The 21,902-nt window shown below is 59.0% G+C and carries 19 protein-coding genes and 1 riboswitch; of the genes, 10 read left to right on the forward strand and 9 right to left on the reverse strand.

Going from position 1 to position 21,902, the window contains the following annotated elements:
• Window positions 1-19: 19 nt before the first annotated feature.
• The 5 genes from K9B32_RS01220 to K9B32_RS01240 all read left to right on the forward strand — a co-directional run bounded on the left by K9B32_RS01220 (window position 20) and on the right by K9B32_RS01240 (window position 8,159).
• Window positions 20-2,560, forward strand: a complete 2,541-nt coding sequence (locus K9B32_RS01220) for a mechanosensitive ion channel family protein (RefSeq protein ID WP_224560093.1) — start codon at window positions 20-22, stop codon at window positions 2,558-2,560.
• A gap of 121 nt (window positions 2,561-2,681) precedes the next feature.
• Window positions 2,682-2,945 (forward strand): hypothetical protein, encoded by a 264-nt coding sequence (locus tag K9B32_RS01225; RefSeq protein WP_224560094.1) that lies wholly within the window; start codon window positions 2,682-2,684, stop codon window positions 2,943-2,945.
• A 207-nt stretch (window positions 2,946-3,152) separates the two neighbouring features.
• Window positions 3,153-5,666 (forward strand): FAD-dependent oxidoreductase, encoded by a 2,514-nt coding sequence (locus K9B32_RS01230; protein WP_224560095.1) that lies wholly within the window; start codon window positions 3,153-3,155, stop codon window positions 5,664-5,666.
• A gap of 146 nt (window positions 5,667-5,812) precedes the next feature.
• Window positions 5,813-6,643 (forward strand): response regulator, encoded by an 831-nt coding sequence (locus K9B32_RS01235; protein ID WP_224560096.1) that lies wholly within the window; start codon window positions 5,813-5,815, stop codon window positions 6,641-6,643.
• Between the two features lie 184 nt (window positions 6,644-6,827).
• A complete protein-coding gene (locus K9B32_RS01240; RefSeq protein ID WP_224560097.1) occupies window positions 6,828-8,159 on the forward strand; it encodes a diguanylate cyclase in 1,332 nt (443 codons plus the stop codon).
• Window positions 8,160-8,174: 15 nt separating this feature from the next.
• Here K9B32_RS01240 and K9B32_RS01245 read toward each other — a convergent pair whose 3' ends face one another.
• Window positions 8,175-9,194, reverse strand: coding sequence for a GlxA family transcriptional regulator (locus K9B32_RS01245; protein ID WP_224560098.1), 1,020 nt, complete (start codon window positions 9,192-9,194; stop codon window positions 8,175-8,177).
• A 295-nt stretch (window positions 9,195-9,489) separates the two neighbouring features.
• Entirely contained in the window at window positions 9,490-9,687 is a 198-nt protein-coding gene (locus K9B32_RS01250) for a hypothetical protein (protein ID WP_224560099.1), read from the reverse strand.
• 483 nt (window positions 9,688-10,170) lie between these two features.
• On the opposite strand from K9B32_RS01250, the gene K9B32_RS01255 reads away from it, so the two are divergent.
• Entirely contained in the window at window positions 10,171-10,344 is a 174-nt protein-coding gene (locus K9B32_RS01255) for a hypothetical protein (RefSeq protein ID WP_224560100.1), read from the forward strand.
• A 721-nt stretch (window positions 10,345-11,065) separates the two neighbouring features.
• Here K9B32_RS01255 and K9B32_RS01265 read toward each other — a convergent pair.
• From K9B32_RS01265 to K9B32_RS01280, 4 genes are all read right to left on the reverse strand, one after another.
• On the reverse strand, window positions 11,066-12,220 hold the full coding sequence (locus K9B32_RS01265) for a glycosyltransferase (RefSeq protein WP_224560101.1): 1,155 nt from the start codon (window positions 12,218-12,220) through the stop codon (window positions 11,066-11,068).
• Window positions 12,221-12,403: 183 nt separating this feature from the next.
• Complete coding sequence (locus tag K9B32_RS01270) at window positions 12,404-12,631, reverse strand: hypothetical protein (RefSeq protein ID WP_224560102.1); 228 nt, start codon at window positions 12,629-12,631, stop codon at window positions 12,404-12,406.
• Window positions 12,632-12,967: 336 nt separating this feature from the next.
• Window positions 12,968-13,780, reverse strand: coding sequence for a class I SAM-dependent methyltransferase (locus K9B32_RS01275; RefSeq protein ID WP_224560103.1), 813 nt, complete (start codon window positions 13,778-13,780; stop codon window positions 12,968-12,970).
• 85 nt (window positions 13,781-13,865) lie between these two features.
• On the reverse strand, window positions 13,866-14,027 hold the full coding sequence (locus K9B32_RS01280; protein ID WP_224560104.1) for a hypothetical protein: 162 nt from the start codon (window positions 14,025-14,027) through the stop codon (window positions 13,866-13,868).
• A gap of 72 nt (window positions 14,028-14,099) precedes the next feature.
• On the opposite strand from K9B32_RS01280, the gene K9B32_RS01285 reads away from it, so the two are divergent.
• Both K9B32_RS01285 and K9B32_RS01290 read left to right on the forward strand, forming a co-directional pair.
• Window positions 14,100-15,041, forward strand: a complete 942-nt coding sequence (locus K9B32_RS01285) for a LysR family transcriptional regulator (RefSeq protein WP_183721624.1) — start codon at window positions 14,100-14,102, stop codon at window positions 15,039-15,041.
• A gap of 93 nt (window positions 15,042-15,134) precedes the next feature.
• A complete protein-coding gene (locus K9B32_RS01290) occupies window positions 15,135-15,290 on the forward strand; it encodes an entericidin A/B family lipoprotein (protein WP_007788385.1) in 156 nt (51 codons plus the stop codon).
• Window positions 15,291-15,297: 7 nt separating this feature from the next.
• Here the strand turns inward: K9B32_RS01290 and K9B32_RS01295 are convergent, their stop codons facing one another.
• The gene (locus tag K9B32_RS01295) at window positions 15,298-15,645 is read right to left on the reverse strand and encodes a hypothetical protein (protein ID WP_224560105.1); all 348 of its coding nucleotides are present in this window, start codon (window positions 15,643-15,645) and stop codon (window positions 15,298-15,300) included.
• A 146-nt stretch (window positions 15,646-15,791) separates the two neighbouring features.
• A complete protein-coding gene (locus K9B32_RS01300) occupies window positions 15,792-16,790 on the reverse strand; it encodes a glycine betaine ABC transporter substrate-binding protein (protein WP_224560106.1) in 999 nt (332 codons plus the stop codon).
• A gap of 567 nt (window positions 16,791-17,357) precedes the next feature.
• Between K9B32_RS01300 and K9B32_RS01305 the strand changes: the two genes are divergently transcribed.
• Window positions 17,358-18,812 carry a cobyric acid synthase gene (locus tag K9B32_RS01305; protein WP_224560107.1) on the forward strand — a complete coding sequence of 485 codons (1,455 nt, stop codon included), beginning with the start codon at window positions 17,358-17,360 and terminating at the stop codon, window positions 18,810-18,812.
• On the opposite strand, the gene K9B32_RS01310 is transcribed toward K9B32_RS01305, so the two are convergent.
• Entirely contained in the window at window positions 18,809-20,599 is a 1,791-nt protein-coding gene (locus K9B32_RS01310; protein ID WP_224560108.1) for a chloride channel protein, read from the reverse strand. The genes K9B32_RS01305 and K9B32_RS01310 overlap by 4 nt on opposite strands.
• Before the next feature lie 247 nt (window positions 20,600-20,846).
• A riboswitch (cobalamin riboswitch) is annotated at window positions 20,847-21,244 on the forward strand.
• A gap of 128 nt (window positions 21,245-21,372) precedes the next feature.
• Here K9B32_RS01310 and cobU point away from each other — a divergent pair.
• Window positions 21,373-21,897 (forward strand): bifunctional adenosylcobinamide kinase/adenosylcobinamide-phosphate guanylyltransferase, encoded by a 525-nt coding sequence (gene cobU / locus K9B32_RS01315; RefSeq protein ID WP_224560109.1) that lies wholly within the window; start codon window positions 21,373-21,375, stop codon window positions 21,895-21,897.
• Window positions 21,898-21,902: the final 5 nt, after the last annotated feature.

The raw sequence follows: 21,902 nt of genomic DNA on the forward strand, positions 1-21,902 counted from the left end.
AAACCCGAGCGGGGATATTTTGCGGCCGACACGACTCTTGCTTCGCATTCTCCTAGTCGCAGCGCTGGCGGGCGTGGGCGCGAACCTTGCGAGCGCCCAGACGCCCGCACCGCAGGCCTCGCAGCCGCCGCAAGCGACCGAGCAGGCGTCTGTCGCTGACAGCTCAATCGAGCAGGCCTCAAAAGCGATCGAGAAGGCAAAGCAAGACCTCGCTTCGCTGGAGGATGGCGTCAAGCAGAAGAGTGACGATGACGACGCGCTGGTGGTTCTCGCTGGAAAGACCGACGAACTTGGCCGCTCGGTTCTCAACATATCCGTTGGCCTCAGACCGCGGCTCGACCAGATCAAAAACCGCCTGACCGAGCTCGGCGATCCACCGAAGGAAGGTCAGCCGGCGGAGGCGGAGATCGTCACGACCGAGCGTAACGCCCTGACGGCGGAGCGCGCCCAGATCAACGCCGTTACGGGCGATGCCGAAACCCTGTCCGCCTCCATCGGCAAGCTCGGCAACCGCATTGCCGAAACCCGCCGTCAGCTTTTTGCCGCCACCTTGCTGCGGCGCACCGACATTTCGTTTTCCGTTCTCGACGATGCAGCACGCGCCTTCGTCCAGGAAGGCTCGGAATTCGTCCAGGCGCTGAGCAGCTGGCTGGGATTCGTATTGAAGTTCAAGGCTTTCGCATTCTTTGCGGCCATCTTCATGTCCCTCGTGACGGCAATGGTGCTCTTGTCTGGCGGCTACCGCATTTTTGGTCGCTACCTTCAGCGCAAGGAGACGGACGAGCAGCCCTCCTATATCAACCGTCTCTCCATCGCTTTCTGGTCGACGCTGATCCGCACGTTTGCGCTTGCTGCCCTCTTGGTGACGTCTTACTTCTTCCTCAATAGTTTCAACGTTCTGAGGCCGGATATCGCGCCGATCATCGGCGCGCTCTTCGGATCGATCGGGCTGATTTATTTCGTCAGGCGCTTCACCAATGCGGTGTTCGCGCCGAGGGAGCCGCATTGGCGTCTTGTCAGGCTTTCCAACCGCGGTGCGAGCTCGATCGGCGCCTGCCTGCTTGCGATGGCGGTCGTCAATGCGCTTGACTACCTCTTCGGCAGCATCAGCGAAGCGATGGGGTCTCCGCTCGTCCTGACTGTCGTCAAGAGTCTGATCGCGGCCCTGATCATTGGTTTCATCCTGATCGCAGCTTCTTTCGGCCGACCGATGCTGGCGCGAAACGGGGATCCCGATGCGCCGGGACGCCATTGGCCCCGCGGCATGGCGATCATTCTGCGCGTGCTGGGTGCAGGTCTGATCATAACGGCGTTGACCGGCTATGTCGGGCTTGCGCGCTTCGTCGCAACACAGTTGATCATCACCGGTGCAATCATCGTCACGACCTATATTGGTCTGCTGTCGGGGAAGGCGATTTCGCGCAGCGAAACCTTCGGTGAGACATCGCTTGGTCGCTTCCTCCAAAAGCGCTTCAAGCTTGGTCCGGTCGCCATCGATCAGGCGGGACTGTTGGTCGGCATGTGTATCTCCGCCATCGCGCTGATGGTTGGGATCCCGTTGGTACTGCTCCTGTGGGGTTTCCACATCCAGGATCTTCAACTCATCGCCTATCGCCTTCTCACGGAGGTCCGGCTGGGCGGTATCAGCATTTCGCTGGTCGGGATCATGACCGGCATCCTGCTTTTTGCCGGTGGTTACCTGCTGACACGCTGGATCCAGCGCTGGCTTGACGGCAACGTCATGGCGCGCAGCCATGTCGACCTTGGCGTTCGAAACTCGGTCAAGACGGGTATCGGCTATCTCGGCGTTGGTCTTGCGACGATTGTCGGCGTTTCCGCCGCGGGCATCGACCTCTCGAGCTTCGCACTCGTCGCCTCGGCACTTTCGGTCGGTATCGGTTTCGGCCTTCAGAACATCGTGTCGAACTTCGTCTCCGGCCTGATCCTGCTGGTCGAGCGGCCATTCAAGGTTGGCGACCACGTGGTCTCCGGCGCTGCTGAAGGTATCGTAAAGCGGATTTCCGTGCGCGCGACCGAAATCGAGACATTCCGCAAGCAGTCGATCATCGTGCCGAATTCCGAGCTGATCAACGCGTCTGTCGGCAACTGGACCCATCGCAACAAGATGGGACGCTCCGAGATACCGGTCTCGGTGAGCTATGATTCCGACCCACAGAAGGTCATGGATATCCTGCTGGAGCTCGTCAACGCGGTGCCCGTGGTCCTGCGCAATCCCGAACCGCATGTGGAATTCCTCCGCTTCGGGCCGTATTCGCTCGACTTCGAGCTTCGCTTCATGCTTGCCGACATGGGTGATGGCCTGAAGGTCAGGAATGATCTCCGCATCGCGATCCTGAAGCGGTTCAGGGAGGAGAGTATCGAGATACCTCTTCCGCAGAGCGACATCGTTTTCCATCGACAGCCGGAGCAGGTTGGAGCAGCGGCCAACGCAGGCAAGCCGCCGGCCGAGGACGTTTCCGAGACGAGCGAACTGGGCGAGGAGGCCGGCACGGTGCGCCGGTTGCGCGGCAAGGCGGCTGATGGCAATCTCAAGGGGTGAAGGGGTTGTTCAGCGATCGTTCAGAGCGGTCGCTTTATAACGCCTGCAATCGGGTTTTCGTTGTTGGGGGCAGCAGCGCCGAGACGCTCCAAGGGAGGGCGCTTCATCCGCGCCGCACTGCATGGCAAGATTTGCCGTCGTACTGTTTCTTTCACTCGTGGCCCCAGGCCAAACTCACGCAGCTTCCATTACCAACACCGACAGTGCCGCTGTTGTGATCGTCCTTACCGAGGGCGGCAACAAGATGCAGATGGTGCTCGATCCCGGCGCATCGGAGACGTTCTGCCGGTCGGGCTGCTTCATCACCGCGCCTGACGGTGATCGGATCGGTCTCGATGGCGGCGAAACAATCGACATCATCAAGGGATCTGCCGTCGTAAAGTGAACGACGGTCCTCTCTGATCGAACTTTTTGTCCACGGATTTTCGGCCAAAGGCCTTTTGTGGCTTGCCTATTTGCACGCAGTCGCGGCAAGCTTTTCCCATGTCGTAAACAGGCATTTGGCAAACCCGGCCTCGCTGCATAGTTCGCAAAGGCGATTTCCGTCGGCGGCATTCGTCGGACAGGTTAGTAGAACAGAGGGTAATTCTCCATGAAGACACATGCGCGCGCAGTGGTCATCGGCGGCGGCGTCGTTGGCGTTTCGACGCTTTATCACCTTGCCAAAAAGGGCTGGGACGATGTCGTCCTGATCGAACGCAAGGAACTGACCTCCGGTTCGACGTGGCATGCCGCCGGCCTGCTGCCTCTGTTCAACATGAGCTATTCGGTCGGCCAGATCCACAAGTATTCCGTTCGATTTTATCAGGAGCTTCAGCAGGAGACCGGCATGAATGTCGGTTTCAGCCAGGTCTCCAATATCCGCCTGGCACGCACCAAGGATCGCTGGGACGAGTACATGTACTACGCCGGCATCGCTGAAACGATCGGCGTCAAGGTCGAAGTGCTGACACCGGAACAGGTCAAGGAAATCTGGCCGCTCTGCGAGACGGACGGTCTGCTCGGTGCGATCCAGCACCCAGACGACGGCTATATCCAGCCCGCCGACCTTACGCAGGCGCTCGCCAAGGGCGCGCGTGATCGCGGCGCCACGATCTACCGCAACACCACGGTCACGGCGATCGAGCAGCAGTCGGACGGCCTGTGGAAGGTGACGACAGACAAGGGCGAGATCACCGCCGAGCATGTCATCAGCTGTACCGGCAACTTCGCCCGCAAGACCGGCGAGATGGTCGGAATCAACATTCCGGTCATCCCGGTCGAACACCAGTACATCGTCACCGAGCCGCATCCGGCCATCCTCGAGCGCAAAGCCAAGGGGCTGCCGGAGATGGGCGTGCTCCGTGAATCCGACAGCGCCTGGTACATGCGCGAGGAAAACGGCGGCCTTATTCTCGGGCCATATGAACATGGAGCACCGGTCTGTTACGTCAACGGCCCATCGGACGAGAGCGAATACGAACTCTTCCAGGAAGAGCTTGATCGCCTGATGCCGCATATCGAGACTGCCATTGCCCGCGTCCCGGCCTTCGGCGAGGTTGGCATCAAGAAAGTGTACAACGGTGCCATCGCGTATACGCCTGATGGCAACCCGATCGTCGGTCCCGCACCGGGCCTCAGCAATTTCTGGCTCAACGAGGGGCACTCCTTCGGGATCACGGCTGCCGGTGGCGCCGGTTGGCAGTTGGCGGAATGGATCGTCGATGGCGAGCCGACCGTCGACATGATGGGCGTCGATCCGCGTCGTTTCGGTCCCTATGCGACCGAAGGCTACCTCATCGCCAAGAACGAAGAGGCCTACGCGAATGTCTTCACCATGCACTATCCTGATGAAGAGCGTGCCGGCGCCCGTCCGCTGAAGACGACGCCAGTCTACGACCGCCTGAAAAAGCTGGGGGCTGTTTTCGGTTCTGTCTACGGCTGGGAGCGCGCCAACTGGTTTGCGCCCGAAGGCTACGACCTGCCGAAGGATCAGATCGGCGTCGGTGAGGATGTTCTCACCAACCATAATCACTCTGACCCGGAAGAGGACGGTCGCATCCTCGAGCGGTGGTCGTTCCGTCGCTCGAACTACTTCGAGCATGTCGGCAACGAAGTCATGAACGTGCACAAGAACGTCGGTGTGCTCGACATGTCCGCCTTCGCCAAGATGGAAGTCTCCGGCCCCGGGGCGCGCGCTTGGCTGGAATCGATCTTCGCCAACGCCATCCCGAAGAAGCGCGGCCGCATCGCTCTTTGCCATATGCTGACAGTTCACGGCGGCGTGCGTGCCGAGTTCACCGTCTACGAATGGGCTCCGAACCGCTTCTATCTTGTCTCGGCGGGCGCCTATGAAGCGCACGACCATGACTATCTGCGCAAGCTCGCACCCGCCGACGGCTCCGTTCGTCTGCAGCAGATCACGCAGCGGCTCGGCGTGCTCGTGCTTGCCGGTCCGAAGTCACGTGATCTGCTCAAGAAGCTCACGCGTACGAGCCTTGAGAACAAGGACTTCCCGTGGCTTTCCGGCAAGGAGATTTCGATCGGCGTTGCGAGCGCACATGCGCTGCGCGTCAATTTCGTCGGCGAGCTAGGCTGGGAACTGCACCACCCGATCGAGATGCAGAACTACATCTTCGACAAGCTGATGGAAGCCGGCGCCGAATTCGGTATCAAGCCCTTCGGTATTCGCGCGATGCTGTCGATGTCGGTCGAGAAGTCCTACCGCCTCATCCCGCGCGAGATGTCGATCGAGTACAACGCCTATGAATCGGCACTCGATCGCTTCATCAAGCCAGAGAAGGAATTCCTTGGCCGCGAAGGGCTGCTGGCCTACAAGGACAAGGGTCTGAAGTGGAACTTCGCAACCCTCGTCGTCGAGACCGGCAACGATGTCGATGCCCGCGGTTCGGAAGCGATCTACAACGAGGCGGGCGAACTTGTCGGGCGTGCGACAAACGGCACGTTCGGCTTCCGTATCAATCGTTCGCTTGCGCTGGCGATGCTGCGGCCGGACTACGCAAAGGAAGGCACGAAGCTTAAGATCAAGATCCTCGGCACGACGTACAACGCGACCGTCGTCGGCGAGAGCCCCTTCGATCCGGACAATGCGGCGCTGCGCGCATAGTCTTTTAAGCATGTTTTGAAGAATATCAGGGCGGCCCTTTCGGCCGCCTTTTTGTTAGTCAGCGAAGGCGGTCGATTAATACTTATTCAAACCGGGTACTGTACCGATTTCAGCCGGGGACAGGAGTTTCATCAAAAGGTTTCGAAATGGCGTTTTTGGGTATTTCGGGAATGCAATATTCCGGAGGCATGTTCGCTGATGTGCGCATTATTCTGGCCGAGGATTCGAACGTATTTACGTCGATGATAGGCAAGCGGCTGAAGGAGCTCTTCGATATCGACGTGGAAATCTGCCGGAATTTCGAAGAGCTGCAGTTGTCCTACGACAAGTCGACCGACCCGATCACGCTCGCCATCTCCAACATCAACCTGCCTGGCGCTGAGAACGGCGAGGCCCTAGAGTATCTGGTCGATCTCAGCATCCCGACCATCGTCTTCACTGGCACCTTCCAGGAAGGCATGCGCGACAAACTGATGGCCAAGGACATTGTCGATTATATCCTCAAGGACAATGTCTTTGCAGTCGACCTGCTTGCGGAATCGATCTGCCGATTCCTCACCAATCATCGTCACCACGTTCTGATCGTCGACGACAGCCCGACGGCTCGTGCCCTGCTGTCAAGCCGTCTCAAGCGCTACAATTTCCGGGTCAGCACAGCAGACAGCGGCGCCAAGGCGCTCGAGATTCTTAAGGCGAACCGCGACATCGGTTTGATGATCACCGACTACAACATGCCGGATATCGATGGGTTCGAGCTGACCCGGCGCATCCGCGCCAGCATCGGCTCACATGAACTCCGCATCATCGGGGTGTCGTCATCGACGAACCGGCTGCTGTCGGCGCGCTTCCTCAAGGCTGGCGGCAACGACTTCATGCTGCGGCCGTTCATCGATGAGGAGTTCTACTGCCGCGTCAACCAGAACCTGGACACGCTGCTGCAAATACAGTCGATGCGCAAGGAGCGTGCCGTTGCCTGACGCGCTGCCTCCGCCCGACGATGGTAGGCGGAGGCGCTGTCACCCGTTTGAGGTCGAGATTTCTGCAATTTCAGGTATTGCCAAGTCCCGATATCTTCTCAGGCGTGTTTGTGTGAGTTATCTTCACATAAGTCGAGAAGATGGTCGATTCGGACCGCTGCGGCTTTCTGGGGGATAGGGGTGAATGGCGTTCCAGGAGGATCTCCATCGGGATGGGGCCGGGCCACGCTTTGGTGGTCAGTGGGTACTCCTGGTTGAAGATTCCCGCATGTTTTCCGCCGTTCTGTGCCACCGGCTTCATGTGGAACTCGGGCTGAACGTCAAGCCTTGCTCCTCCCTCAAAGTGCTGAACGAGACTATCGCCCAGTCGCCAGGCGATTACACAATGGCGATTGTCGACCTTAATCTGCCGGACGCGCCCTACGGTGAAGCGCTCGACTGCACCATACAGGCTGGTATTCCGGCCATTGTCTTCACCGCCACTTTCGACCTCGATACGCGCAATCGCATCATGGAACGCAATGTCATCGATTACGTGCTGAAGGACAATGAGTTCGCGCTCGATAACGTTGTCGCCAGCGTCAGACGGGTATTGTCGAACAGGAAAACGCGGATTCTTGTGGTCGACGATGTTGATTCCGCGCGCCAGGCCCTTGTCGGGCTGCTCCAAGCGCACCAATACGTAGTTGTCGAAGCGGCTTCTGGGCTCGAAGCCTTCGCGGCGCTCGAAGCCTACGACGATATCGAGGTTGTGGTCACGGATCATCATATGCCCGACATGAGCGGCTACGAATTGACGCGGCGGATACGGCGGCGCTTCGGCTCGGACAGGCTGCGGATCATCGGGGTCTCATCCTCGAGCGATCGCATGCTTTCTGTGAGCTTTCTGAAGGCCGGCGCATCCGATTTTCTCTACAGGCCGTTCGTGGCCGAAGAACTGCAGTGCCGGATCGCCAATAACGTCGAGACCTTGACACAGTTGAAGCAGCTTCGGGCAGCCGCGGCCTGCGACTATCTGACCGGGCTCTACAATCGCCGCTATTTCTACGACCTCGGGCCGAAGCTGGTGAATGACTGCCTGCGTCAGAAGGCTACGGCCGCCGTTGCTGTGCTGGACATCGATCATTTCAAGCGGCTGAACGACACCTACGGTCATGAGATCGGAGATGAAGTGCTGAAGGCGGTCGCAAATCGGCTGGGGACGATCTTCGAGGGGGGCGACAACCTGCTTTCGCGCCTTGGCGGAGAGGAGTTCGCGATCCTGTTCCCGATGATGGGTTCGATTGCCGCGAGCAAGCTGTGTGACGAGATACGGTCAGATATCTCACGTCTGAAGGTGATGGCGGATGACGAAGAGCTTTCCGTCACCGTGTCGATCGGCGTTGCCGAAATTTCCGACTACGAGACCTTCGACAACTATCTGAATGCCGCCGACCAGTTTCTCTATATGGCCAAGCACAAGGGTCGTAATCAGGTCTATTCCGACGCGCGCATGACGGAGGAGGCGGCTCAATAGCCGCCCCGGCTGACATCACGCCGCAATCGCCTGGCGTGCGGTTGCCATCGTCATCTTGCGCTCTGCACGCTCCTGTTGCGGCGAGCGATGATAGAGTTCGCGATAACACTTGGAGAAGTGCGAGGCGGAAACGAAGCCGCAGGCGACAGCCACTTCAACAACCGGCATGGAGGACTGCACGAGCAGATGGCGGGCGCGATCCAGCCTTATTTCCAGATAGTAACGGGCCGGCGAGCGCCCCATTTCCTGGCGGAACAGCCGTTCGATTTGCCGGCGTGACAGGTCGACGCCATCGGCGATCTCCAGAAGTGAGAGCGGTTCGGAAAGGTTGCCCTCCATCAGCTCGATGATGGAAAGAACCTTGGCATTCTGGACGCCGAGGCGCGCACGCAGCGGCAGGCGCTGGCGATCGTTGGGGCTGCGCACGCGATCGGTCAGGTGCTGCTCGCAGACCCGGTTCACCAGCGTTTCGCCGAAATCCTGGCCGATTAAATTCAGCATCATATCCAGCGAAGCAGTGCCGCCAGCACAGGTATAGAGATTGCTGTCCACTTCATAGAGATCGGCGTAGACCTCGGCCTGCGGAAAAGCTTCGGAGAAGCCAGGCAGGTTTTCCCAATGGATCGCACAGCGCTTGCCATTCAGCAGCCCCGCCTGGGCGAGGATATGTGCGCCCGTACAGAGGCTCCCGACGGCGACGCCGCGATTGTAGGATTCGCGCAGCCAAGCGCTGACCGACTTGTTATTGAAGTCTTCGACATCGATGCCGGAACAGACCAGCACCATGCTCGGACGGTGCTCGCCACCGAGATTGCGGCGCTCGTCCGCAAGCGACGTATTTGCCTCGATACCGATGCCGCAGGAAGAATAGACCTTTTGCCCATCAACCGAGGTCAGCCGCCAGGTATAGGCCTGGTAGCCGAGCATACGGTTGGCGATGCGCAGCGTATCGATTGCCGCTGAAAAAGGCAGCATCGTAAACTGCGGAACCATGAAGAAGACGAGAGAGCGTTGCTTATGCGACATCTTAGTCATGAGACAAATCCGTGCTCGAGGTCGAATGCACTATTCGTTGCTTGGAATACGTCGTTTCGATATCCTGAAAGCGACATTCTCATGGATAAATGCGGCCGCAAAGAGCAAATTTGCGACATTGTTGAAATTGACGAAGGTCAAATGACGATCGCTGTCTTCAAAAGTTCAAAAAAGGCGATTGCGGAAAATATATGTGTCTGAAATTCAAGATTTAACAAGGTGGCCGTAAGACGGAGAAAGCGGCGCTGCACGAAGGCGAGGCGCCGCTTTCACACGGGGAGGAATGTCGGATTCATTACATGACCTTGCGTTCATCCGCGTCATCCGCCGACGGCCAGCCAATGTCCTTGCGCATATCGAAAGGCATGGATTCAATGTCGCGGGCAACCTGTCGCTGATGCCATGCATGTACAAGCTTGCGGGCATAGTCGACAATATGCAGGTGGGCTTCGCTTGAAGGCGTCTTGGTGTGTCTGAAGGTAATCGTCGTCATGTCCGTTCCTTTCCTCGTCGGATGACGCTTGTTTCATGACGAGAATATGGGTGTTTTGCTCCCATCAATCAAACGAATAGAGTTTATGGATATCATCAGTGTTTTTGAATGATGAGGGCGGGCGCGCGCCGGCCAAACAGGGGCGCGCTCGTTGACGAACCCACCTCAGAGCGACGCACTCCTTTACGCCTCGCTCGTCGCTCGCGGCTCGAAAGCGCGCAATGTGGCGACAGTGGTTGAGTGTAGCCAAGTTAAATTGGCCCATTCGTCCGGCACCGGGATGCGAGATCCGGACTAGAAACTCTATCGTCTGACCGATCCGCTCAGGCGGATTTCATGCCGAAACCCGACCTATCGCTAAGGTGAACCATCCTTAGGGATAGCTGCGCGGAACACTGGGTGCGCCTACTCTAGGTCACCGACGTCATCGACGTCACCGACGTCATGGCGCTGCCGTTACCCTCCCAGTTTCGGAGAACAGTCATGGAAACGAACACTGATACAGAAAGGAAGCCCCCTTCGTTCACGACGAAGATGGAAGTGCTGCTTCTAGTTGCCGCGGTTTGTGTAACTGCGATTTGGGCTACGCTGCTCTTCGGCAGTGCCGACAATGTGGCGGCAGATGTGTCTACCGGCTATCTCATCTCTAGTAACTGAGTGTATACGAACCTGCTTCACCTGAAGCCTTCGATTACCGTAAAGCCGGCCGGCAACTGACCGTGATGCTCGCCGGGGGACTCCAGTGGCAACAGACGACCAGCGACGCGATCTACACACAACCGAACGTTCCCGTGAGAGGAACTGCGGCCGCGGCAGTCTATGGACGGGGTCCTACGTCCAGCTCAGGATGGATTGCAAATTCAACGTGGTCACGAAGCACGAGGGGCTACATTGGTCACAAGTGTTTGCTGCCTTGCGATGGCCTCAAGCTTTCCAGCGTTAGGAATTTTCGCCAACAGTGTATCTCCGGGGCCGAAATCATGACCTATCTCGCCGCGCGGAGGCACCCAAAGCGAGCGATGGCGGTGATTTTCTCTAAGATATCGGAGGCTGGCATTCTGCCGCTACATTTTCGTCCTTCAGTACGGGATCGCAAGGCGATGAGAAGATACTTCCGGGCGTTAGAAGCACTAGGAAACAGGTCCTGAGGCACGCCACAGAATCGCGTATTTTTGGCTCGCGCAGATTTCTTCAATGCTTTCAATGCATCGGCAGAATCGCAATAATTTGTCCCGACAAGCGGATCGGAAGCATAGTGCCGATTTCGCGGATAAGGGCACTTCGGCCCAGTTGCCAACCTGAGTTCAATTTCGGAGCATTCCAGCTCCCAAGTGGGCAGCCTCACATATGACACCCGAATCGAATGCGCCCGCCGTTGTTAGGGGCTTGCGGTCGATCCAGCCACGCCAGCTTCGAGACGCGACTCCTGCGATCCGATCACCATCCTGTTCCCGCGCCAATCGAAGCTCCCTGCCAACCAGCTCCTCGTCCAGATAATTGGAAGCAAGGCATCGCGCGTAACCATTGCGACGAGTGACAGCGGGGACAAGTGCCAATTCTTGCGGACCGTAAGGATAAGCTCCGGTGTGTAGGCGGCGCATAAAACCGCGAAAGCTGTTGCGGGAAGACTAGTCCCAGATACGAAGGCAGCGCTCATGCACAGCAATAACGGGGGCACCACACCAAGCAGGATCTCCGGCGCGAAGAAGTGCGGGAAGGTGACGCGCCTTAGCCGCGCCCAACGGCATTGCCTTGCCCAGATCTCGCGGAAGGTCCGTCTGCCCAGGGGCTGCTCGAACGGCCCGGCGACGAGATGTACCTTGAGACCCATGCTGTTCACCAGCTTTGTGGCGGCGGCGTCTTCGGCGATTTCAGCCGCAAGTGCCTGGATGCCTCCGTGGGCGTCGAGCATCTTCTTGCGCCATAGCATGCTCTTGCCCTGCGCGAAGCCGAATCCAAGCGCCTCACCGGCATACTGCCAGCGCGCTTGGTGAGTGTTGAGAAACGCACATTCGACCTCCGCCCAAAACCCATTGGGACGGGACCCAAGTGGCGTCGAGCAGACAAGTCCGCTATCGGGCCGCCATGATGCCAGCAGGCGTGCGAGATAGTCTGTGGGCATCAGGAGGTTGGAGTCGGCAAGTACAACCCATTCATGGGACGCGATGTTCCAGCCCTTGACGCAATTGTTGAGTTTCGGATTTGCGCTGATGCGGTCGTCTCCGACAAGGATTTTCGCCTTTGTCAGCGGCTTTGTTCGGAGGGTGTGCTCGACTACACCAATGATGGGATCGGTCCTGTCGGCAACGCAGAAGATGACTTCGTAGTCGGGCCAATCCAGGCTAAGTGCGCTTTGGAGTGTCTCCCGCGAGAACCGTTCCACTCCGCAAAGAGGTATCACGATCGAGACTGAAGGGCGCGCAGAGATGCTTGGCGCCTTGTCTTGGCGGGACCGAATCCGCCATCCGGCGATCATAAGGCTGAGGGTATTGACTGCCAGCAGGGCACTGGCGACGGCAATGATACACAGCATCGGTCATTCCAACGGTGAACAGCGCCGAATGGAAACGAATCTCAGCGCTCGGTGCGTTAAGACATCACCGTCACATGACGCGCTGATGACATGTGCCCAGCAACATCTCAGTCCATTCCGAGGTAGCAGGGACCCACCACGACGTCGGCCCGCGCCGCGAGGGCAACGCCGCCTAGTAGCAGCTCAGTGCTTTTTCCTTAGAGCCCTCTGAATCTTAACGACCTCGCCCTTCATCAGGATCAGAAAGTGCTTCTTGTCGAGGCGATTGGCGACATCGCCATCCACCGTCATATAGTCTGTTCTTGGGCTGGCAACGGCTTCATCAGCAATCTTGATCTGTTCGATGACGATGCAGGGATTTCCAGCGTCGCCGGTGCATTTGAACCGCCGCGTTTCCTGGTACTGTGACATCGATACCCCTCCTGGTCGACGGCAAGCATCATCATTAGCGAGACGGCGATTTCAAGATTTATTTTAGGTGTCTCTTAATTATCTAAAGGGTGAATGGTGAGCAAAGAGAGAAAAGCCCGGTGCTGGTTTGGACAGCGCCGGGCCTCTGGGGACTGCAGTTGAGGGAAACGCAGTCTATGCAACGACAAAGGGTGCGTTGCATAGAAGGAACGTCGCTCCACACAGGATGTTCCGACAGTGTTGCGTCGTCACGTGGGCCGCTTCCTGGCTACGCAGTCGATACCCTGCCGAAAGCCACGGTGGCTTCTGCGACATGGAAACGGGGCGCCGAGCTGCTTAGGTCTGGCGCGGGGCCTCGGCGGTGAACACAAACGCGGACATCCGGCCCTCGATCGGTCCCTTGCCGAAAACCTGTTCAAGTGTATCGGCCACGCGGGCAACGACATCGATTTTCGACTGGCGGGCTTCGATTTCCATGCGGAGCGGGCTACCCCGGCAGAAGGCGGTCGCCACATCCCTTGCCGAGGATGCACGGGCAGTCTTGTCGACCTTTGTGAAAGTCGCCGACTGGAAGCCGGCCCGCTCGAGTTCCGACAGGATCGCCTCGGCATCAAAGTAGCCGTGCGGTGTCCGCCGGAAGAAATCCGGCGGATCGTCTGGAAACAGCGCATCCGTCGCAGCCTTGACGGCCTTTGCGAAGTCGTTGTTCTCCACGGAGTCCCAGGTGTTGAAGAGGAACGTCCCCTTCGGCTTCAGCACCCGGAGGATTTCGCGGTAGGCGCGGTGCTTGTCGGGAAAAAACATGACGCCGAACTGGCTTGTGACGGCGTCAAAGGTCTGATCGGGGAAGGGCAGGCTCAAGGCGTCGGCCTGTTGCCATGCGACATGCCCTCCGGAATGTCTCAATGCGGCGACATCCAACATGGCTTGGTTCAAATCGGTGGCAATGATTTCGGCGTGCGGAAGCGCCGACGATAGCGCACGCGTCAAAGCGCCAGACCCCGCCGCGACTTCGAGAACGCGGTGCGGATGAAGCGGCGCCAGGCGCTGCGCCAGATCGGCCGCATAAGGGTCAAACAGGATCGGTACCAGGTACCGATCATACGCTGCAGGGATATCACCTTGGAAACACGCGTCATTCATCGCCATGGTCATTGCGCTCCGTAGCCGCGCCGCGGAGCGTATATTAGAACCTTTGACCGTGTCTTTGAAGACGCTGCTGGGGTCTCGCGTCTCAGCGAGGCTCGGTCATGCCAAGAGCTTGCAGGTCGAGATCATCAGCGAGATGTCTCGGCAGCCGCGCCAACTGATCTCGTGTGCGATCGCGCGTCTGGCGGGAGATCTGGCGTGATCTGAATGCGTAGAAGATGTCAAAGATAGCGTTGAGAGTGTTCATCGCGGCCTCCTTTCATCAGTACTAGCCGCTACGAAGGAAGGATATTGTCGGGTTGACTTTCAATCAAACAAAATGATATGGAATTCAAATTCAGAAAAATTGAAAGATGTGACGATGAGCATTCCCTTTCGCCGTCCCATTCCCTTGCTTGATAACGACGTGCTGCGCACCTTCGTTGCCATAGCAGAGACCGGCAATTTTTCCACTGCCGCGGAGGCCGTCTACCGGACACCGTCGGCGGTCTCCATGCAGATCAAGAAGCTGGAGGAGCAGCTCGGCGCCACGCTTTTCCTGCGGGATGCGCGGTCCGTCAGCCTGACCCAGCATGGTGAGGTGCTGCTGTCTTATGCGCGCAACATTCTCGCTTTGTCCAACGAGGCGGTTTCGCGGTTCATCATGCCCGAACTAAGCGGCGTGGTGCGGCTCGGTGCGCCGGAGGATATCGGTGAACGACTGCTGCCGCGCATCCTGAAAAGCTTCGCCGAGAGTTTCCCGAGCATTATGGTCGACGTCACCATTGACATGAGCATCGGCCTCAAGAAGCGCATTGAAGAGCAACGCCTGGATCTGGCGCTGATCAATTGTGCGACGCGTCCACTGCCGACTGACGGCGAGATCGTATTTCGCGAGCGGCTGGTGTGGGCTGGCGCCAAGTGCGGTACGGCGCATCGTCGCGATCCGCTGCCGATCTCGATCTGGGAAGATGGCTGCATCTGGCGCTCGGAGGCACTGTCGCAACTTGAGCGCATGAAGCGCGGTTATCGTGTCGCTTTTCTCAGCGGCCACACGATGGCGCAACGAGCAGCTGTGGTTTCCGACCTGGCAATCGCGCCGCTGCCCCGTTCCTATGTCACCGATGAGATGGCGATCCTCGGCCTGCAGGAAGGATTGCCCGAGCTTGGTTCCTTCGACATCAGGCTGCTCACCGCATCGCAGATGAACAGCCCGATGCGGGCTGTGGCCGAAAGTATCCGCTTTGCCTTTGCCGAAAAAGCAAAAGCCGTTGCTGCTTGACAACTAAGCGGGGACCTCTTTTCTTCCTCCGGGGTTTAACGCGCGTGGTGGAAACCTCCCGCGCCCGGACGATTGAGAAGGAAGGATTTCATAATGACGACAATGGCTAAAATCGGCTCCGCCCTCGCAATACTGCTCGTGCTTTCTTCGTGTGGAAACACGATTCGCGGCATCGGTCGCGACACGGCAAATGCCGTAAACGCGACTCAGGATGCAGGTCGTTCGGTCGGTCGCGCGGCCACGAGGTAATACGGCGTCAGATCGCTGCCGGCGGGTAGGCCTTTTTGAGCCCGCCGGAACGCGAAAGCCCGGTCCGGAAAGCTGCATAGGCGGGATGCTGGCTTGATTTCGCGGCCTCCATGAGGCGTATCTGCAGGCGAGCGGGTGCTGCCTCGCCAATCCATTTCCCAAGGTGATCGAGTTTCAATGTGTTCAGGAACGATGCGCTCGCGGCGTTGTCCAGGTGGCGATGGAGGCCATCGATGAGGTTCTCATCCTGTGCCGCGGTTTCCATCAACAGGACAATGTAGGCTTTCTCCTGTTCACCGAGGTTCGCAAACTTTGAGGCGATCGTGTCTCGGTCTGGAAATGGAGCGGGTGTCATCTCTATTCTCCTGGTCTGGGGCAAACGACTTGGCACGATTTGGGCACAAACAGTCGCTGCTTATAGGAAAACCACAACGCCACAGGGAAGACGTTCTCGTCGCGCGTTCACTCTTATGCGCGGATCTATCGTCCGGCGGGCTCGCCTTAAAGCCCGGCCTTGACCTTCTGGGCGACATCGGCAGGAACCCATTTGGTCCACAGGGCGGCATAGTTCTGGAGGAAATAGATCGTGGCCTCCTCGTTGCTCTTGTGGTTCTCATCCTGCCAGGCAAGCACTTCGTTGATCGTCGTGTTGTCCCATGAGCGGACCTTGAGATAATCCATCGCCAACCCGGCCCGATCGGCGAAGCTCTTGGTCACGATCGTGTAGGCCCTGGAGACTGGGTAGGAGTTCACCTGCGGTCGAGCGCAGCCAGGGACCGATGTGCAGCTGTCCCATTCTGCCTTGTTATGACCGACGCCGAAGCTGAGGAGAGTCATGTCGTATTTGCCGAGGATGGCTGTCGGGGCCCAATAGTAGCCAAGCCAACCGGTCTTTTTCTGGAATGCGGCTGCGATGGAATCATCAAGTTCCTGCGGGCTGCTGGTTTCGACAAGCTGAAACCCGTTCTTGTCGGCTCCCAGCGCGCGGAACAGATTTGAAGTCGATATCTGGCAACTCCAGCCGACGGGACAACTATAGACCGCGCCCTGCGAGGAATTGCCCGGTGCCGGGAAAAGTTCGGGATGCTTGAGTGCGTCCTCTACGCTGCGGATATCCGGATTGGCATCGGCAATGAATTTCGGTATCCACCAGCCCTCGACGGCGCCCTCCGAGAGGATTTCGGCCGCCTGGATCAGCTTGCCCTCCTTGACTGCGCCATCGAGTTCGGTGCGCACTGAATTGATCCAGAACTCGGACGCGATATCTGGCTCACCTTTTGCGTTCATCGAGAGGAAAGTCGGCATCGTGTCCCCCGGGACGATCTTGACCGAGCAGCCGTAACCCTTCTCGAGAATGAACTTATCGAAGTTGGCGGCAATACCGGCCGAAGCCCATTTCATTTCAGCGATGGCGACGTTGCCGCATTCGGCAGCCTGCGCGGTAGCGGCGGCTGCACAAACTCCTGCGGCGAGCAGGATTGACGTGCAGAGAAATCTCATCTTGCGTTCCCATTCTTGCTGCAGCGGCCACAACCTAGGCGTTCCACACCCTGCGGAGGTCCTCGTGCTGTTGTCCGGGCTTTTGCTGTGGCGCTCGTCTTGGCGCCTTGGAAGGCAGCCTACGCGTTCGGCTGCGGAAATCAATTGTCTTCTGTGCTTGAGGCGTGAAGTCTAAACATCTGATTTAATATCGTTAATGCTAGTCTCACCAAAAGGTTGGCGCGAGCGTTCAGAGATTGTGTTGGTAGCTTTGTCAGCGGCGCCTCGATCGAGAAGAAAAGTCAGAAAATGCCAAAATTCATCTTTGCTTAAGGGCTTGCTAACCCTCCGGTAACGATGTGGCGCTATCTGTTGTTGCGTAGCGGGGGACACCGCTGCTTCTCCGGATCAGGTAGTGCGTCCCGGGGAACGTGAGCTTCGCCGTGTGTGGGCGAATGCGCCAGCGTATTTCGGCAGGCCGCGCAACCTTCAACGGTTGACGCGGCCTTCGCATTTTCGGCGCCTGCGATTGACCGCAACCTTGACGTCGTTGTAGGCCGAGGCGAATTTCTCCGGAGTTCTGCGACAATGACCAAGGCCATCATGCTCCAGGGTACCGGCTCCGACGTCGGCAAGACCGTTCTTGTTGCGGGGCTTTGCCGGCTTGCTGCCAATCGCGGCCTTTCGGTCCGTCCCTTCAAGCCCCAGAACATGTCAAACAATGCCGCTGTCGCTGATGACGGTGGTGAGATCGGCCGGGCGCAATGGCTGCAGTCGCTCGCCGCGCGGGTACCGTCCTCCGTGCACATGAATCCTGTGTTGCTCAAGCCGCAATCCGAATACGGCAGCCAGATCATCGTCCAAGGCAAGGTCTGGGGGCAGGCCAAAGGGCGGGACTATCAAAAGCTCAAGCCCGCACTCCTCGACTACGTGATGCACAGCTTTTCCGAAGTTTCGATCAGAGCAGACCTTGTAATCGTGGAAGGCGCCGGCTCACCTGCCGAAATCAATCTCAGGGCCGGCGATATCGCCAATATGGGATTTGCGGCACACGCCGGTGTGCCCGTCGTCCTGGTGGGCGATATCGATCGGGGCGGTGTGATCGCTTCGCTGGTCGGCACACATACGATCCTATCCGGGGAAGACCGGGCAATGATATCCGGCTACATCATCAACAAGTTCCGCGGCGACGTTTCGCTGTTTGATGCAGGGATCGATGCTGTAGAGGATCATACTGGGTGGCCATGCTTCGGTGTGGTGCCGTGGCTCAAACACGCTTCGCAATTGCCGGCCGAGGACTCGGTGGCGCTGGAGCGCCTGGCACGAGGCGGTAAGGCTGCGCTGAGGATTGCCGTACCGGTCTTTTCCCGCATCGCGAATTTCGACGATCTGGATCCGCTGGCTGCGGAGCCGGATGTCGAGTTGGTTTTTGTCCGCCCCGGCGAGCGGCTGCCGTCGGACGCCCGTCTGGTCATCCTGCCCGGTTCGAAGTCGACGATATCAGACCTGGCGGATATGCGCACGCAGGGTTGGGATGCCGATCTCCTGGCCCATGTGAAACGGGGTGGCCGGGTCTTCGGCATTTGCGGCGGCTATCAGATGCTCGGACGTAAGGTCCGCGACCCCTTGGGCATCGAGGGAGATGCGGTGGAGACTACCGGTCTCGGCCTACTGGATGTCGAGACGGAGATGGCACCGGAAAAGACGGTGCGGAACAGCGTCGCCGTGGCGGTGGAAGACGGCGCGCCGCTTGCAGGCTATCAGATCCACCTCGGCATCACCGTCGGAGAGGATTGCGGCCGGCCGTTCGCGATCATCGATGGAAAGCCGGACGGTGCAGTATCCGCAGACGGCCGGATTGCCGGCACATATCTGCACGGGCTCTTCACGAGTGACATTTATCGTGCCAATTTGCTGCGAAGTTTCGGTCTTTCGGGCGAAACGAACGATTACCGGGGGGGCGTCGAAAAAGCCCTTGACGACATTGCGGCCGAGTTGGAAGCCTGTCTTGACCGGCGCTGGCTTGACAAGCTCTTCGGTTAGATCTCGCCAGATATTTCGCGGCGGCGGCGATCGAGTTCTTCGCTATAGCGGCGGAGCGTATAGGCCTCGCTCAGCTGCCCGACAACCTTGCGCTCAATCAGATTGTTGACGACGGCCAGCGCTTCGCTTTCGGTCTTGTCGAAGATGGCGGCTGCCTGCTTGGCGTTCATCTGCGGCTGCAGGAAATCGTTCTTGTAGCGGATGAATTCGCTGAGATCCTTGCCGGTGTCGTCGGTGTCGGTCAGGTTCGCGTAAATATCCGGAACGAGCACCAGGCCGCTGTATTTGCCCGTGTCGTCCACCAGGACGACCCGCTGCGCCGAACCAATGGGGAAGCGCTCCTTGAACTCGTCGATCGAGAGAGTGGCGTTGGCGGTCTTCACATCGGCGCGCATCAGCCGGCCGACCGTTAGGTTGCGAATCCAGCCGACATCGTGGGCGCTGCGAATGCTCTCGCCACGCAGGTGGAAGCGCCATGTTGCGAAGGAGTAGCCGAAGGTGCTGCGCACGACGAGTGAGGAAGTGATGACGGCCGCAAGGACAAGCGCCGTGATCGGAAAGTCGCCGGTGATCTCCAGCGCCAGGAACGTCATCGTCAGGGGGCCGCCAATAACGGCGACTGCGAGCGAACTCATGCCGACGACCGCGTAGATGACGGGTGTCAGCGTCGCATGGGCGAAATAGGGTGCGGAATAGGCAAATAGCTTGCCGAGCAACGCCCCCATGAACAGCGACGCGAAGAAGAGGCCGCCTCTGAAACCCGAGCCGATCGAGATCGCGGAGGCGAAGGCCTTGAGGAGAAGCAGCCCAATGAGGACCGGAATAGCGACATCGCGCCCGAGATTGAGGTGCAGCGCTCCGTGTCCCGCTGACAGGACCTGCGGCGTGATAAGGGCCAGGAGACCGACGACGATGCCGCCAAGGGCAGGGCGCAGCGGTGTTGCGATGGAACTCCGGCGCGCCAGTTCCTCGATCGAGGCGACGCCCTGCATGATGAGAATGCCAACGCCCGCGCAGACGGCACCGAGCAGCAGAGCCGGGACATAGTCCGCCGGCATGACCGAGCCGAATTCGCCAACATCGATCAGGAAATCGCTGCCGGCCAGCAGCCGCGCGACCTGGGTCGCGACCAGTGCGGAAACGACGACCGGCGTCAGCGAGACGATGGTGTATGTGCCAATGATGAGCTCGAAGGCATAGAAGGCGCCGGTCAGCGGCGCATTGAAGGCCGCGGCAATCGCACCGGCCGCGCCGCATCCGACGAGAACGCGCAGGTCCGACCGGCGAAGCTGCAACTTCAGGCCAAGCTTCGAGGCCAGACCGGCCGCCAGCTGTGTGTAGCCGGCTTCCAGGCCCACCGAAGCGCCGAATCCGTTCGAAACTAGGTTCTGGACGGCCACCAGAATGCTGTCGGTGAGCGATAGCCGACCGCCATGCAGAGCGTTTGCCTCGATCGGGTCCACCATCGGCTTCTTACGGGTCTTGGCGAGGATGAACAGCAAAAGCCCGAGCAGGATGCCGCCGCAAACCGGTGCCGTCAGCAGCAGGAACTTGTTATCGATCTGCGAGGAGCTCAGCCTCTCGACGTCGCTGATTCCGAAGATCAGCCTGTGCATTGCACGGGAGGCCAGGCTCATGCCTGTCACAGCCAGCCCGGAGATCACCCCGACGATCGCGCCGGCGATAACCATCCCCATTTCGCTCCGCCGCAGCAGAGCGCGCATCCGCCCGATATCGAGAAGGGTGTGAAACGGGCCGAAGCGGCGGATATCGACTTTCAGGAGCATGGCAGGGAAACTAGGCGGGCGCTGGCGCGGTCAAGTGCGGTGAGGGGAAGGGCAATCGGTGGCGCGACCCGCTTGCGATGCAATTGCGGCAAAAGACCGGCGCTGGCAACAATTATTTGTGACGTAAGCCACTGATAAAAGACGATAAATATGGTAGAGAAGGTCGTCTAGACCGCGGCCCGAGGCATGCAATGTCGTTGTCGTGAGTGATGGCTCACGATTGACTTCGCCAGTGGCCTTGCCTAACGATGACTTCACAACGGATGGTTCCGGACCGGTTGAATCGGTACGGATGAAAAGGGAATGTGAAGCGGTGGACCCAATCCGGGCACCGTCATCATAGCCGACCCCGCGACTGTAGAGCGGTCAGGGTTTTCCGTCCGGCGTTGGTTCCCCGTGGTTGACGGTCTGCAATAGTGCAGGCGGGCGGCGCGGAAGCGGCGACGGAAAAGTCACTGGCAGTGCATCATGATCAACCGGGGCTGGACGCCTCTTAACGTCTACGAATCGTCCGCCTTTTCATGAAATGCAGCCGGGAAGGCGAGGAAGATCCGCTGGCACGATCTGGGCGACCGGTTTCCGGTCTGCCCCGATCGCAGCTAAAATCCGCGAGCCAGGAGACCTGCCAATCGTGCCGGGCGAACAGCCCATTCCTGGGCGATGCCCGCTGCCAGCACGGAGGTTGTCATGGCTGAAAGAGAGACTTTCCGGCTGCGTCTTGCAGCCGCTCCGGCTTCTCGCGGAAGACTTCCGCAGATCGGACAGTACTTTCCATGAACCCGATATCATCCGGCGCGACCTTCGTCTTGGGCGGTGCGCGCTCTGGAAAATCACGTTTTGCCGAGCAGTTGGTCGTTTCGACCGGTCTGGAGCGCCATTATGTGGCAACGGGCCGGGCTTGGGACGACGAGATGCGCGTCCGGATCGACAAGCACAAAGCCGACCGCGGCGATCTCTGGCATACCCAAGAAGAACCGCTCGATCTTGTCGGATGCCTGCGGGCGATCGATGGCCAGGGGCGGGCGATCCTTGTCGATTGCCTGACGCTTTGGGTCACCAATCTGATGATGGCGCAGCGCGACATGGGGGCGGCGTTCGCCTCGCTTGCCGCCTACGTGCCTAAGGCGCGTGCGCGCCTCGTCATCGTTTCCAATGAGGTCGGTCTAGGCATCGTTCCGGAAAACCGCATGGCGCGGGAGTTCCGGGATCATGCCGGCCGCTTGCATCAAATGATCGCGGCTGAAGCCGCGGATGTGTATTTTATCGCGGCAGGTCTGCCGCTGAAGATGAAGGGTTGAATTTC

Origin of the sequence: Rhizobium sp. 3T7 (assembly GCF_020166565.1) — a bacterium.
GTDB lineage: Bacteria > Pseudomonadota > Alphaproteobacteria > Rhizobiales > Rhizobiaceae > Rhizobium.

Excerpts from the sequence above, each read along its gene's own strand:
- K9B32_RS01225 (WP_224560094.1), top strand. The coding sequence starts at position 2,682 with ATGGCAAGATTTGCCGTCGTACTGTTTCTTTCACTCGTGGCCCCAGGC.
- K9B32_RS01230 (WP_224560095.1), top strand. The coding sequence starts at position 3,153 with ATGAAGACACATGCGCGCGCAGTGGTCATCGGCGGCGGCGTCGTTGGC.
- K9B32_RS01235 (WP_224560096.1), top strand. The coding sequence starts at position 5,813 with ATGGCGTTTTTGGGTATTTCGGGAATGCAATATTCCGGAGGCATGTTC.
- K9B32_RS01240 (WP_224560097.1), top strand. The coding sequence starts at position 6,828 with ATGGCGTTCCAGGAGGATCTCCATCGGGATGGGGCCGGGCCACGCTTT.
- K9B32_RS01245 (WP_224560098.1), bottom strand. The coding sequence starts at position 9,194 with ATGACTAAGATGTCGCATAAGCAACGCTCTCTCGTCTTCTTCATGGTT.
- K9B32_RS01250 (WP_224560099.1), bottom strand. The coding sequence starts at position 9,687 with ATGACGACGATTACCTTCAGACACACCAAGACGCCTTCAAGCGAAGCC.
- K9B32_RS01255 (WP_224560100.1), top strand. The coding sequence starts at position 10,171 with ATGGAAACGAACACTGATACAGAAAGGAAGCCCCCTTCGTTCACGACG.
- K9B32_RS01265 (WP_224560101.1), bottom strand. The coding sequence starts at position 12,220 with ATGCTGTGTATCATTGCCGTCGCCAGTGCCCTGCTGGCAGTCAATACC.
- K9B32_RS01270 (WP_224560102.1), bottom strand. The coding sequence starts at position 12,631 with ATGTCACAGTACCAGGAAACGCGGCGGTTCAAATGCACCGGCGACGCT.
- K9B32_RS01275 (WP_224560103.1), bottom strand. The coding sequence starts at position 13,780 with ATGGCGATGAATGACGCGTGTTTCCAAGGTGATATCCCTGCAGCGTAT.
- K9B32_RS01280 (WP_224560104.1), bottom strand. The coding sequence starts at position 14,027 with ATGAACACTCTCAACGCTATCTTTGACATCTTCTACGCATTCAGATCA.
- K9B32_RS01285 (WP_183721624.1), top strand. The coding sequence starts at position 14,100 with ATGATATGGAATTCAAATTCAGAAAAATTGAAAGATGTGACGATGAGC.
- K9B32_RS01290 (WP_007788385.1), top strand. The coding sequence starts at position 15,135 with ATGACGACAATGGCTAAAATCGGCTCCGCCCTCGCAATACTGCTCGTG.
- K9B32_RS01295 (WP_224560105.1), bottom strand. The coding sequence starts at position 15,645 with ATGACACCCGCTCCATTTCCAGACCGAGACACGATCGCCTCAAAGTTT.
- K9B32_RS01300 (WP_224560106.1), bottom strand. The coding sequence starts at position 16,790 with ATGAGATTTCTCTGCACGTCAATCCTGCTCGCCGCAGGAGTTTGTGCA.
- K9B32_RS01305 (WP_224560107.1), top strand. The coding sequence starts at position 17,358 with ATGACCAAGGCCATCATGCTCCAGGGTACCGGCTCCGACGTCGGCAAG.
- K9B32_RS01310 (WP_224560108.1), bottom strand. The coding sequence starts at position 20,599 with ATGCTCCTGAAAGTCGATATCCGCCGCTTCGGCCCGTTTCACACCCTT.
- cobU (WP_224560109.1), top strand. The coding sequence starts at position 21,373 with ATGAACCCGATATCATCCGGCGCGACCTTCGTCTTGGGCGGTGCGCGC.